This window comes from Comamonas nitrativorans (assembly GCF_042654765.1).
Classification (GTDB): domain Bacteria; phylum Pseudomonadota; class Gammaproteobacteria; order Burkholderiales; family Burkholderiaceae_C; genus Comamonas; species Comamonas nitrativorans.
In genome coordinates this window covers 109,406-122,926 of record NZ_JBHSEW010000002.1, presented here as the reverse complement: position 1 = coordinate 122,926, position 13,521 = coordinate 109,406, and the positions used below count along the sequence as shown (strand labels likewise).

Below are 13,521 nucleotides of genomic sequence, written 5' to 3'. Positions count from 1 at the left end.
TGATCCTAGTAGGCGTTCTTACCCCGGCACGGCAATTATAGTCCAAATACCACTTTGGCACTCACCGCAATTTGGTACATGATTTGCGTCATGTCCTTCCAGAACTGGCGCTTTTTCTTGTCCACTTTAGGCAGTACCAATATCTGATCACCGGCTTCAATTGCGGTACTGCCAAATACCCGGTTGGCTTTGACCTGCTCAAAAGAGCCATCGCGCCGGGCCACGACCACGCGGGCGTTGTCGGCCATTTGGGTAAAACCGCCGGCACGTTCAATATAGTCGCCCAGGGTCAAATTACCCTCAAACGCCACTGCGTTGGGGAACAGCACTTCGCCGCTGACCAGTACCAGGTCGTCCTTGCGGGGGATGCGGATGATATCGCCGTTTTCCAGCAACATGCTGTTAAGCTGACTGGCCTTGGCAATTTGTACTTGCCCCAGGGGTTCTACCTGTTTGGCGCGTTCTATCCATTGCAACGATAAATCCGCCTCTTCTTTACGCAGACGGGCTTCATCGCTGCTGCCGCTGCGGGCGGTCAGCAAGCTCATTTCCAGGTTATGCAGGCTGGTGGCCAGCATTTCTTTTTGGCGCTGTTTCACGCTTTCACGGAAAAGCTGCAGGCTGGTCATGTCTGCATTGGGGCGTGCCTGAATTTGTTCCAGCAGGCTGCCCATGGCGGTGCCGTAGGGCAGAACGTATTCCTGGGCGCTGTCATGCTCGCCCTCCACGCGCACGGTGATGGTGCCGGGTTTTTTATCGGCGGTAAATTGCAACTCGTCGCCATCCATAAGTTGGACGGTGGCGGCTTGGCTCAAGGGGTAATACTCTGCATTGCGTACGCTGCCTGTGTTGCGCACGACGCGTACATGGGTGGCATCGGGCAAAGGTTTGGCAAGCTGCATCAGTTGGGCAACGGTCTGCCCTTGGCCCTGAAATTCAAAGCGCTTGGCATTGGCCACCAAACCGCCGACCTTGACCCGCTCAGCATGCGGGGGGACAAAAATCACATCGCCATCTGCCAGTTGCACCATGGGCATGGTGCCGTCGAGCAGGAAGTCGTACAGACTGATGGTCGCCCTGACAGCCTGACCGCGTTTGACCTGCACTTGCAGGTAGCTGCCGCGCTCGGGATCGACACCACCGGCCATATCCAGGTAGCGCAAGATGCTGTCCATACTGGTGCCGTTGTATAGGCCGGGCCGATTTACGTTGCCGCCCACAAATACACGCACGGGCTGGGCTGCGGCCAGACTGGCATAGCTGCTGACGTTGTTGCGGAAGGTGCGCCGCACGGCAGCCTGCACAACACCTTCCAGGTCCTGATTGCGCACCCCCAGCACCTGCACCGGGCCGGCATGGGGCAGGAAGATGTTGCCCCTGGGATCGACGGTCAGTACCTGGTCAAAAGCGAATGCGCCCCACAGACGCACCTGGATTTGATCGCCCAGGGTCACGGCGTAGTCCGGATTGAACTGGGTTGCTCCCGGTTGGCTGAAAGCACCGGTAAAGAGCTGGGCGCCAAAAACGTCGCTGGCCTGGTTGGTCAGGTGGTCCTGGGTCAGAAGCGGGTTGTCCTGACTTTTTACTTGCGCAGGATTGGCCGCCGGGAGGGCAGGCTGCTTGGCAGCCATATCTGCCCCGGGCACCTGGGGCATGTTTTGTGCAGCAAAGGGATTGCTGGCGGTGTTTTGCTGCAAAACACCAGAGAGTCCAAGGTCAACCTGCCCCCACGCCAGAGGCGACAACCCAAGGGCCAGGGTTACGGCGGCAAGGATGGATGGTGTGTGTTTCATACGCATTCCGGGTTTCTTAATCTTGGTGGTCACGCACGATGGCGAGCAACAGGTGCAGGACGCCCGCCAGCAGCAGGATGGTCAGCACCCAAACGCTGGTGGTGTACAGGCGCCGGGGTTCCAGCGCGTCTTGCGGCAAGTTGGGTTGCTGCAGTACCGAGAGTTTTTTCAGTGTACGAGTGGCTTCCAGGCGACCTTGCTCCAGCGCAGTCAGCGCCGTTTTATACATATCCAGGTCAAACTTGGCTTGCAGTTCCAGTTGGGCAAAGGCTTCCGCCGTGCGGTTGAGGGTTTTACCACCAGGGGCAGCCAGCTTGGCTTGCTCCTGGGCAATTTGCTTTTCGATGGCATCAATCCGTTGCTCCACCAGCACGATACTGGGGTGGTCGGCCACCAGATAGGCTTGCATGGCACTGCGCTGGGCTTGCAGGTCGGCCAGTTGGCCTTGCAAATTGGCCACGATGGCGGCCAGCACCTGGGCGGCTGCCTCGGGGGAGATCAGCCCCTTCTTCTCCTGAAACTCCAGCATGGTACGGCGTGACTTTTGCACCTGGTCATAGAGTTTGCTGACCTGCCCTTCCAGAAAATTGACCTGGTCCTGGGCGATGGCGTGGGCAGTGCGGTTCATGAAGGCTTCGCCTTCTTGCACCAAAGCCTGGGCGATGCGCTGGGCTTGCTCGGCTTCATACGCCTGGGCTTTCAAGACCAATACGCCGGCAAATTCGTCGTACTCGACCTGCACGCGGCGCAGGTAATACTCATGAAACTCCTCGCGCGTTGCATCGGTGCCGCCCCACAGCCGCGAGAACCAGTCTCCCTGGCTGCCAAAATGTTCACGCAGGTGCAGGCTGGCATCGAGTTTTTCTGCCATATCGGGCGAGCGCAGGTATTCGCGCAGCAGCAATTGATCGGCACGGTTGGGGCCAGTACTGCCACCGGAAATCAAGCTACCCAAATCAAAATTGGCACTGGCGTGAAGATTGGTGTTTTGCACAATCACACGCGATTCAGATACATAGCGATCCGAGGCAATCAGTAGCCAATATACGCCACAAAGCAGGCAGAGCGCCGTTGCCAGACAGCGTAACCGTGAGCTGCATAGCCAACGGAAACTGCATTGCATAAAGGTAAGAGTTTCAGTCATGATTTATCAATATCGGAAGTACTGTCGTGGTAGGCTTTGATGGCATCGTCAATCTGGTCGAACCATTGGGCCGTTCCATCATGCAGCCAAATACCGGATTGGCAAAAATCCTTGAGCGTCCCCTCACTGTGAGAAACCATGATAACGCTGGATTTTCCTACCATGTCTTTAAATGCTTTCTTGGCTTTTGCCTGAAAAGCACGGTCACCTGTGGCTGTTACCTCATCGGAAATATAGACATCGAAGTCAAACGCCAAAGATAACCCAAACTGCAGGCGTGATCTCATTCCCGACGAATAGGTCTTGACCGGCTCATTGAATGCAGGACCTATTTCAGAAAAGGCTTCCACCTGCTTGACGATACGGGGAATGTCATGTTCCATGCCATGGATGCGTGCAACAAACTTGGTGTTTTGCCGCCCGGTGAGACTCCCTTGCAGACCACCGCCAAAGCCCATGGGCCAGGATACCTTGCAGTGGCGGCGCACCACTCCTTTATTGGGATAGTCCACACCACCAATGATACGCAATAGCGTAGATTTACCTGCACCATTACCACCAACCAGGCCGACACTGCACCCGGTAGGAATGGTCAAATTAATACCACGCAAAATCCATGGCCCCATGCCGTGGTCGGTGTAATAACGTTTATGAATGTCTACGACTTCAATCATTACATCAATCCATCACCAAACGTTGATTGAATCGCCGCAGCAATGCCAAGCCAATAAAAATCAAGACCAAGGCAGATTGATAAACAAACAACAAATCTACTCCTGGCACCGAATGATAATAAGGGGAGAACGCAATACGTGCAGCTTCAATGGCATGCGCCAACGGGTTAAGCAGCAGCAGGCTTAAATAAGGCTCCTGAATTGCCGAAAGTGGAAAAATAACACCGGAAATCATCATCAACGGCATCATGATGAAGCCAATAATACGTCCTGCCTCTGGCACCAGTTTTACCAAAACAGCAAATACCAACCCCAGTCCCAGCGCACACAACCAGACCGCGATAAAGGCTTCCAGCACCCCCCAGGCATTGGCAGGCCACGCCATCCAGCCTAAAAAAGCCCCAACAAAAAATACTGCCGTGCTAATTAAAAACATTAAAAAACCTTCGACCAGGGCACGTACCAAAGCAACATCCCCTGGGCGCACTTGTCGATAAGCAAAAAGCGATTTATTTGCATCAATACCATTCTGCACCTGGGTCAAAGTACGCCGAAAAGTCAAGAAAACCAACATTCCGATTGCAATCCATAAGGCAGTTTCAATACCACCGATATGCTGGATGCGAATAATGGTAAAAATTGCCACCAGCCACATGACATTGATCAACGGTTCGAAAATCAACCACATCCAGGCCATGCGCGAACCGAACATACGTGTTCCTGCCTCACGCAGAAACAGCGCCTTCCACACAGCACTGGTCAGCTTTAAGGATTTTTGAAATGCGGTGGAGTTCTGCATATTTTTACAGGCTGCGGCAAATGGCTGCTATCGTGGTATCAATATGCGCCGGTGTATGTTGATTGCTCAAGAAGAAACGCAGCCGCGCGGCCTTTTCTTCGACCGCCGGGTGAATAATCGGCTGAACGTTGATGCCCGTCTTGAACAGCGCATTGGAGAGTTTTGCCGCCTTTAAGGAGCTACCCACAATCACCGGCACGATGGAAAAACCTTGTGACAGGCCAACATCCAGCCCGGCCTTTTTTGCTTCGGTTAAAAAATACTGGGTAATCTGGCGCAGTTGCTGCACACGCTGCGGCTCCTGGCGCAGGATTTCCAGGCATTGCAATGCTGCGGCAGCCAGCGCCGGTGCCAGGCCCACGCTGTAGACAAAGCCGGGGGCAGCGTATTTGAGATGCTCGACCAGGGCACGCTCTCCAGCGATATAGCCACCGCAGCCGGACATGGTTTTGCTCAGGGTGCCCATCCAGATATCCACATCGGTACCGGGCACGCCATAGTGTTCGTGCAGGCCAAGGCCGGTAGCACCCAGCACGCCCAGGCTGTGGGCTTCGTCCACCATCAAAAAGGCTTGATGGCGACGCTTGACGTCGATAAAGGCGGGCAGGTCGGGGATGTCGCCGTCCATGCTGTAGTGGCCTTCGATGACGATCAGCACGCGCTCGAACTGCCCCCGGATGTCGGCCAGGATCTGGTCGAGCTGGGCTGTATCGTTGTGCGCAAACGAACGCCGTGTGGCGCCCGAGAGCTTGATGCCCTCGATGATGCTGTTGTGTGCGAGAGCGTCGTGCAGCACCAAATCTTTGGGGCCGAACAGATAGCCGATGGTGCTGACGTTGGTCGCATGGCCGCTGACGAAGGCCACGCAATCCTCCACGCCATAGACCTGGGCCAGGGCACGTTCCAGATCACGCTGGATGGGACGCTCGCCTGCTACCAAACGGCTAGCTGATACCGTTGTGCCATAGCGGTCTATGGCATCTTTTGCTGCTTGATTGACGCGCTGGTCACCATTCAGACCAAGATAGTTGTAGCTGGAAAAGTTGATGAACTCCCGGCCATCGATCTGCGTGGTGGCGCCTGCCAGGCCGTCATGGCTGACAAAAAAAGGGTTGGCCAAGCCAAAGCGCTCTGCCGCGGCCTTGGGCACGAGCATTTTTTCGTATCCTGGAAAGCGGTCAAAGCGCGTGAAATCTTTGGAAACCTTGCTGACGACCGGCACAGACAATACCGAAGCGGCGCCCTGCGCTGCTTCGGCTTTTTTCCCCAGGATGCGGTCAATCAGCTTTGTTTTTTGTGTCATGAGGTGAATCGAGTCCCTGTCTCTGCCAATTTCACAGCATCACGGGCAAGCTCTGCAATTTCCTGCTCGGTCAAATCGGCCGCGTGCTGGGCAACCACCTTGCCCACCATCGTCGAAGGGACTGAATTATCACTGACACCTTGGGCCGTATCGCTGCCCAGCAGCTTGTCGGCAATCTTGGCGCTGACCTTATGCACGCTGGGGCTGTCGCCCAGCATCATCACCGGCAGCTGGATGCCAAAGCGCTGCTCCAGCCCCAGGGCCAATTCGACCGCCATGAGCGAGTCCATGCCCATATCGTGCAGGCTGGCATGGGGGGTGATGCGTTCAGGCGCAATGCACAGAATTTGCGCCACTTGCTGGGCAACCAGTTCCTCGATCACCGCCCCGGCTTCGGCGGCGGTTTTGCCTTGCAGCAGGCTGCGGATATCCAGGCCATCCTGCGCGGCATTGGCATCCTGGTAGCGCCAGTTCAACTGTGCAAAGCGCGAACCTTTGGCCGCCGATGGCAGCAGCCGCGCCAGCACCGGCCAGTCGAAGTTGGCCGGGATGACATGCCCGGCATCCGCTACCCAGATGCCTTGCAGTTGGTCGAGTGCCTGCTGCGCCGTCAAAGGCGCCTTGCCCAGGCGCTGGGCCAGGGCGTCTTTGACCGCCTCGTTGCGCGTCAGATACCCTGCATCGGCAATCGGCCCCCAGCCGATGCAGGTGGCGGGCAGGCCCAGGCTGCGGCGCAGGCCGGCCAGACCTTCCAGCCCCATATTGGCAGCGACGTAGTTAGCCTGACCAGGGTTGCCAATGGCGGTAGTGACCGAGGAATACAGCACGAAATGGGTAAGCGGCTGGCCCACAGTGGCCTCATGCAGGTTCCACGCACCGACCAGTTTGGTGCGCAGCACGGCATCCATGCTGGCTGCGTCCAGATTCAGCAGCAGCCGGTCGTCGAATTGCGCGGCAGCGTGCAACACACCGGCCAGCGGCGGCATGGATTGCGCCAAATCGGCCACCAGCGCCTGAACAGCCTCGGGCTGGGTAATGTCGCAGGCTACGGCCCGGGCCTGGACGCCCTGGCGGGCAAATTCTTTCAGCAGTGCGGCGGCGCCCGGAGTATCCGCCCCACGGCGGCCCACCAGGGCCAGATGGCGCACGCCGTGCCGGGCCAGCCAGCGGGCCGAAGCCAGGCCAAAGCCGGACAGGCCGCCCGTGGCCAGCCAGGTCGTATGGCCATCCAGTTGCAGCCCCTGCGCTGCCTTGGGCTGCTGCGCCTGTTGCACCTGTGGATTGGCATCGGCCAGCGTGACGACGATCTTGCCGATATGGCGAGCCTGCTGCATCAGGCGGAAGGCATCGACCACCTGATCGGCAGCAAAGCTGCGGTAAGGCAGGGGCGCCAGGATGCCTTCGCGAAACAGCCCGATAACTTCGCCAAACAGGCGAGCCGCCAGTTGCGGACGGCCCGTGAGCAATTGGTCGGCATCGATACCGAAATAGCTGATGTTGTCCTTGAACGGGCGCAGGCCCACGGGGGTGTTTTCAAAGAAGTCGCGCTTGCCCAGCTCCAGAAAGCGACCAAAGGGCTTGAGCACGTCCAGGCTGCGGCGCATGGCCTCGCCAGCCAGGGAGTTGAGTACGACGTCCACGCCCTCGCCATCGGTCAGCCGCAGGATGTCTTCGGCAAATTCCAGGCTGCGCGAATCCAGCACATGGTCGGCACCCAGCAGTTGCACAAAGGTGCGCTTCTCGTCCGTGCCTGCGGTAGCGAAGATTTCTGCGCCCATGTGGCGGGCCAGCTGGATGGCCGCAATGCCCACGCCCCCGGCAGCGCCGTGGATCAGCACGCGCTCGCCCGGCTGCACGTCGGCCAGCTGCTTCAGGGCGTAATACACCGTCAGGAACACCGTGGGCACGGTGGCTGCGGCTTCAAACGCCCAGCCTTGCGGCATGGGGGCCACGGCATCGGCACGGGTGACGATGTGGCTGGCAAAGCACGAAGAGCCAAAACCCATGACGGCATCGCCCGCCTGCAAATGCGTCACGCCACTGCCGACGCGGCTGACGATACCGGAAAACTCCAGCCCCAGGCTGGCACCGGCAAAGCCTTTTTCCACCGCCTCATCGGGCAGCAGGCCCATGAGGTACATCACGTCGCGGAAGTTCAGGCCCGTGGCCTGGGTGCGTACTTCGATTTCATGCGCCTGCAACGGCGCTGCTTCCTGCGGCAGCCATAGCAGGTTGCGCAACTGGCCGGGCACCAGGAAATCGAGCTTGAAGCGTGCGCCCTCCTCTGCCGCCTTGCCTGATGGCTGCACAGTGGTCGCCGTTGGTTCATGCTCGGACAGCATCGGAACATGGCGGGCATCTTCGGTCAGCAGAATTTCGTTCTGGCCGTCGGGTTGCAGCAACTCGCGTTCCAGTTGCACCAGCAAGTCGGCCTGCGGTACGGCAGCGTCCAGGTCGATCAGGGTGCAGGCCAGTTGCGGGCACTCATTCATCGCTACACGCGCCAAGCCCCACAGCGCCGATTGGGCCGGACTGCGCAACCCCTGGCGGGTAACGATCCACAGGCGCGGCGGCACTTCCTGCTGCTGTACGACCTGCACCAGTTCCAGCAGGCGGGTGGCGGTGGCAACGCTGTCTTCGGGGCTGTCCTGCCAGCCTTGCATCCAGACGATATGGGTCGCTACGGCAGCCGCTGCATCCTGCGACAGCACATGCTGCCCTTTGGCTTGCAAGCGCTGCTGCAAATTCTGGGCAACCGCCGTTGCGCCCTGGTCTGCCAGCAGTCGCCAGGACTGGGCGGCCACAGGCTCCGCCACCGGCGCATCGGCAGTTTGGACAGGGGCTTGCGCCAGGAGCAGGTAGGCGCCTTCGTGCAATTGCCGGGCCGCGGGCTCCTCGATCAGTGCCGTGTGCTGCCAGCCTCCATTGGCCAGCGATTGCTGCCATGCAGCCGGGGCCAGCAGGCTGGAAACAACCCGCCCCTGGCTGTCGTGCCGCCACCAGGCGCCATCCAGTCCCTGGATCAGATTGACGCTCCAATCCGGATAGCGTTCAGCGATTGCCAGGATTGCCCCAGGGGCCAATTTGGCTTGTAGTTTTGCCAGAACCGCTTCGGGATTGAACATGCGGTGCAGGCTGTGCTGCACGATGACCAGATCGAAGTGCGCGGGCAGGCTGCGCTCGGCGGTCAGCACCCCATCAGTGGCGGCATAGTGGGCCACGGTGACGGGGGCGTCCTCGTCGTATTCCGCCGCCTGGCGTGTTGCCAGATCTTCGCTGGGCAAGGCCAGCACGTAATCCAGATGGTCGGCAGGCAAGGCATGGAGGGCCGTTTTCGGCAATTCACTCAACCCGGCAGAAAGCTCCAGCACCCGCAGGCGCTGCCCTTGCGGCAAAGCGGCTGCCAGGCGTTGCAGCAAAACCTGCAACAGGCTGCGCGTACCCAGGTAGGCCGGGTCGGTGTGGTACAGCGATTCGGCAATGGGCGAGCGCTGCAATTGGGCGTGCAGCGGCTGGCGGGCATCCGGTTCGGTCAGCAATGTGGGCAAGGCAGCCCCCGCCGTGCCCAGCAGGGACAGTTGGGGCAGGCACGCCGGGGCATCGCGCAACAGCGCCTGCCACAGCTCCTGCGCTGGGGGCAGATCGGCATCCGCCACCAGGGCTGCGCCATCCAGCAAATCCTGGCTGCGCAGCAAATCCAGCAGCCATTGGCCGTAGGGTGTCTGCGCCAGGGTGGACTGCCAATCGGCAGGCTGGCGTTGCTGCAATTGCCGGCAGGCTTCAAATGCGAAGGAAAGGGACAAGGCTTCCAGCAGGGGCAGCGTCTCGGTAAACCAGCGCTGGCGCTCCTCGGAACTGTTGCCGTGGGCCAGATGCGCGGCCAGATCGGCCACGTTGGCAATGGGCCGGGCCGTGGCGGCCGGGTGCGGCAGCAGCCAGGGGGCGATGTGCCATTGCTGGATGGCGGTACCCGCATCGCGCTTCAGGTGGGCAGCGCGGAAGCGGCAGCCCTGGGCCACGGCAACCAACTGGCCCTGGGCATCGAACAGCTCGAAATCGGCCAGCGCCGAGCGCGTGCCGAAACGGCGCAAATGGGCACGCAGGGACACCGCCTGCGCACTGCTGCGCACGTCGAGCTTGCCGATCTTGATCGGCAGCAGAGCAATGCCGCGTCCGCTGGCAATGGGTTCGACAAAGAAGTCCACCAGCGCCTGAAAGCACAAGTCCAGCACGGCAGGGTGCAGCACATACGCAGCGCTGTGCAAACCCTCATCCAGTTGGAGCTGGGCGTGCAGGCAATGGCTGGCCGTATCGACCACCGCGTGGTGAATGCCCTGAAACGCCGGGCCATAGTCCAGCCCCAAAGCGCTGGCAAGCTGGTAATGCCGGGAATGGTCGATCTGCTGCAGGCTTGCGGCAGGGCCGCCAGGGGCCGCAGCCAGCGCCATACCAATACGCGCCTGCGGCACTTGCTGGGTGGCCTGGAGCAGACGGCCTGCGGCGTGCAGCGACCAGGCATCGCCGGACAGGCGCTGGCGGCTGAAAATCTGGAAGCTGCCATCGCGCGGCTGCACCACCAGGCGCAGATTACGGGCGTGTTCGCCATCGAACACCAGCGGGGAAATGATGTCCAGCTCCTGCAGTGCGCATGGCCCGCTGCCCAGCCACTGGCGGGCAGCGGCCAAGGCCATTTCGGCATACGCTGCCCCCGGAAAGACGATGGCGCCGCCCACCTGGTGATCGAGCAGCCAGGGAAGGATGGTGGGGTCGAGCACGTTTTCCCAGGTCAGCACGGCATCGGGAATGGCCCAGCCCAGCAGCGGATGCACGCGGCGGCGCTGCAAGGCCTGCAGGCTCTCGACCGTGGTGGGCTGCCAGTGGCGTTCGCGCTGCCACGGATAGTTGGGCAGGCGGATGCGCTGGCCAGCGTGGGGGAAATGGGCTTTCAGCGCTTGCGCATCTGCAAGCAAAATCGCCTTCAACCCCGCGCCCTGCAAGCGCTGATAGCTATCGAAATTGCGTTGCAACGTAGGAAGCACGCGACCTGCGGCTTGCACCGCGTCCAGGCTTTCCTTGACGTAGCGCTGCAAGATGGCGTGGGGGCTGATTTCCACAAAAACACGGCAGCCCTGGGCCGCCGCCTGGGCCACAGCATCGGCAAAGCGCACCGGCTGGCGCACGTTGCGCCACCAGTAATCGGCATCCAGCTCCGTTCCGGCCAGCACATCGCCCGTGACGGTAGAGATGAATTGCGCCTGGGTGGCCGCTGCCGGGGCCAGCCCCTGCAGACGCCGGGCCAGATCGTCCCGGGCGCCGTCCATGTAGTGGCTGTGAAAGGCGTAGTCCAGATCGAGCAGGCGGAAAAACACCTTTTGCGGCGCCAGCAGTGCTTCCAGGCGCTGCAAGTCTTCCAGGCTGCCGGACAGGGTGACGTTGGCCGGGCTGTTGATACCGGCGATTTCGATATCCACACCGGCGCCCAATCGGGCGATGGCTTCTTCAGCCGCCGTGGCCGACATTCCGACGGCGGCCATGCGCCCCTGGCCACGGGTCAGGTTCTGCGCCTGGCTGCGGGCGCAAATGACGGCGATGGCCTGTTCCAGGCTCAAGGCACCGCACGCCCAGGCGGCGGCAATCTCGCCGACGCTGTGGCCCAAGACCGCAGCGGGCTGCACGCCCTGCTCCTGGAGCAGCCGGGTAATGGCCACCTGCATGGCAAACAGCAGCGGCTGGGCCACAGCCGTGTCCTGCAAGCGGGAATGTGCGGCATCGGCCTGCAATTGCTCCAGCAGGGAAAAGCCGGCCTGGGGCTGCATGGCGGCGTCCAGCTCCTGCACGAGGGCAGCGAAGCGGGGGCTGGTTTGCAGCAGGGTCTGCCCCATGCCGACCCACTGGGCGCCATTGCCGGCATAGACAAAGGCGATGCTGCCGCTGGAAGCCAGGGTTTCTTCCTGCACCAGGCCCGGCAGCGTGTCCGCTTCCTCGCCCTGGGCAAAGCGTTGCAGCTTCTCTACGGCTTCCGTCACGCTGGCCGGGGCCAACAGCAGGCCGTGGGGCAGGCATTCCCGCTGGAACAGCGCCGCATAGGCAATGTCGTAATACCGCTGCGGCTGGGACTGGAGCAGTTGCGCATACCGCTGTGCCAGGGCACGCAAGGCAGGCAGCGAACGGGCGGAAAGCCGCAGCGGCGCCAGCGCCACATCTGCGGCTGGTGCGGCATCGCTTGCACTGGCCCGAGGCAGGTACTGCTCCAGCAGCACGTGGGCGTTGGCGCCGCCGAAACCAAACGAGTTCACCCCGGCGACCAGGGGCTTGCCGGGCGTGGTCGGCAAGGGATGCCGGTCAAACACCAGTTGCAGGTTCAACCCGGCAAAGTCGATGTTGGGGTTGGGGGTCTGCAAATGCAGCGTGGGCGGCAGGGACTGGTTTTTCAAAGCCAGCAGGGCCTTGACGAAACCGGCCATGCCCGAAGCGGGCTCCATGTGGCCCAGGTTGGCCTTGACCGAGCTGATCGGCAGCGGTTTGCTGCGCCCCTGGCCATAGACGGCGCCAATGGCAGCCGTCTCGATCGGATCGCCGACGGGGGTGCCCGTGCCATGGGCTTCGATGAAATCCACGTCGTCCGCCGCCAGGCCGCTTTTGGCCAGCACGTCGCGCATCAGGTCGATCTGCCCAGCACAGCTGGGGATGGTGATACCGGTTTTGCGCGAACCATCGGCATTCACCCCGGTGGCACGGATGACAGCATGGATTTCATCGCCATCGGCCTGTGCCTGCGCCAAGGGTTTGAGCAGCAGCACGGCACCGCCTTCGGAGCGTACATAACCGTTGCCGGCGGCATCGAAAGGCTTGCAGCGCCCGTCTGCACACAGCATGGACGCCTTGGTGAAACCGACAAACGGGTACGGGTGCAGCAGCAGATTGACGCCACCGACCAGGGCCGTCGAAGCCTCGCCTGTCCGCAAGCTGTTGCAGGCATGGTGCAACGCGACCAGAGAAGAGGAACAGGCCGTATCCACGGCCAGCGACGGACCATGCAGGTCAAGCACGTAAGAAATACGGTTGGCCGCCACGCTCAGGGTATTGCCCGTCATGGTGTGGGCCGAAAGGCTGGCCAGATCGTCCAGTGCCCGGGTGCCGTAATCCAGCCCGGAGATGCCGACGTAGACCGAGCAATCGGTTCCCGCCAGCCGGGACGCGGGCACGCCGGCGTTCTCCAGCGCCTCCCAGGACAGCTCCAGCAGCAAGCGCTGCTGGGGGTCGAGCCAGGCGGCTTCGCGCGGGGAAATGCCGAAAAAACCGGCATCGAACTCCTCGATGCGCGAGAGCACGCCCGCAGAGTAGGTGATGCTGCGCCCGGCCTCGGAGCGTTTGGCATGCTGCAACTCCTGCGTCGCCCAGCGCTCGGGCGGCACCTGGGTGATCAAGTCCTGCCGGTTTTGCAGCGCGGCCCAAAACTCCACCTCGTCGCTATGATCGCCAGGAAAGCGAAACGCCATGCCGATCACGGCGATGGGAGCAGAGTTTTCAGTCAGGCAATTATTTTTCGAGGCAGGGTTCAAATCGGTCACGCTAAGGCTTACAAGAGGCTGGCAAAGGCTGCGGATTATATTCACCCCCCGGTACAGGGCCGGGCCACTGAAAAACGGCCTGAAACGCCTTGTTTTACCTTGCTCGGGAATTCCTGAACGCACAAATTTTCAGGGGATCCGGGTACTGCCAGCATTGTCAATAGGGCCTTGAGCTGTCAGCACTGCGGAAAATCCCTAAAATCCGAGGTTCCGCCGATTCTTCACCAATAAAAAGAC

At 60.9% G+C, this 13,521-nt stretch carries 6 protein-coding genes; all 6 read right to left on the bottom strand.

Annotation, left to right across the window (positions count from 1 at the left end; all coding sequences use genetic code 11):
* Positions 1-35: 35 nt before the first annotated feature.
* Positions 36-1,793 (bottom strand): polysaccharide biosynthesis/export family protein, encoded by a 1,758-nt coding sequence (locus ACFO3A_RS03050; protein ID WP_377723884.1) that lies wholly within the window; start codon positions 1,791-1,793, stop codon positions 36-38.
* Between the two features lie 16 nt (positions 1,794-1,809).
* Positions 1,810-2,739 (bottom strand): KpsE/RkpR family capsule polysaccharide export protein, encoded by a 930-nt coding sequence (locus tag ACFO3A_RS03045; protein ID WP_377723882.1) that lies wholly within the window; start codon positions 2,737-2,739, stop codon positions 1,810-1,812.
* 194 nt (positions 2,740-2,933) lie between these two features.
* On the bottom strand, positions 2,934-3,611 hold the full coding sequence (locus ACFO3A_RS03040) for an ABC transporter ATP-binding protein (RefSeq protein WP_377723880.1): 678 nt from the start codon (positions 3,609-3,611) through the stop codon (positions 2,934-2,936).
* A 4-nt stretch (positions 3,612-3,615) separates the two neighbouring features.
* Positions 3,616-4,410 carry an ABC transporter permease gene (locus ACFO3A_RS03035; RefSeq protein ID WP_377723878.1) on the bottom strand — a complete coding sequence of 265 codons (795 nt, stop codon included), beginning with the start codon at positions 4,408-4,410 and terminating at the stop codon, positions 3,616-3,618.
* Positions 4,411-4,414: 4 nt separating this feature from the next.
* On the bottom strand, positions 4,415-5,713 hold the full coding sequence (locus ACFO3A_RS03030) for an aminotransferase class I/II-fold pyridoxal phosphate-dependent enzyme (protein ID WP_377723876.1): 1,299 nt from the start codon (positions 5,711-5,713) through the stop codon (positions 4,415-4,417).
* A complete protein-coding gene (locus ACFO3A_RS03025; RefSeq protein ID WP_377723874.1) occupies positions 5,710-13,284 on the bottom strand; it encodes an SDR family NAD(P)-dependent oxidoreductase in 7,575 nt (2,524 codons plus the stop codon). Before ACFO3A_RS03025 ends, ACFO3A_RS03030 begins: the two co-directional genes overlap by 4 nt.
* Between the last annotated feature and the right edge of the window lie 237 nt (positions 13,285-13,521).

Coding starts and splice junctions, on each gene's coding strand:
- ACFO3A_RS03040 (WP_377723880.1), bottom strand. CDS start 3,611: ATGATTGAAGTCGTAGACATTCATAAACGTTATTACACCGACCACGGC.
- ACFO3A_RS03030 (WP_377723876.1), bottom strand. CDS start 5,713: ATGACACAAAAAACAAAGCTGATTGACCGCATCCTGGGGAAAAAAGCC.
- ACFO3A_RS03035 (WP_377723878.1), bottom strand. CDS start 4,410: ATGCAGAACTCCACCGCATTTCAAAAATCCTTAAAGCTGACCAGTGCT.
- ACFO3A_RS03050 (WP_377723884.1), bottom strand. CDS start 1,793: ATGAAACACACACCATCCATCCTTGCCGCCGTAACCCTGGCCCTTGGG.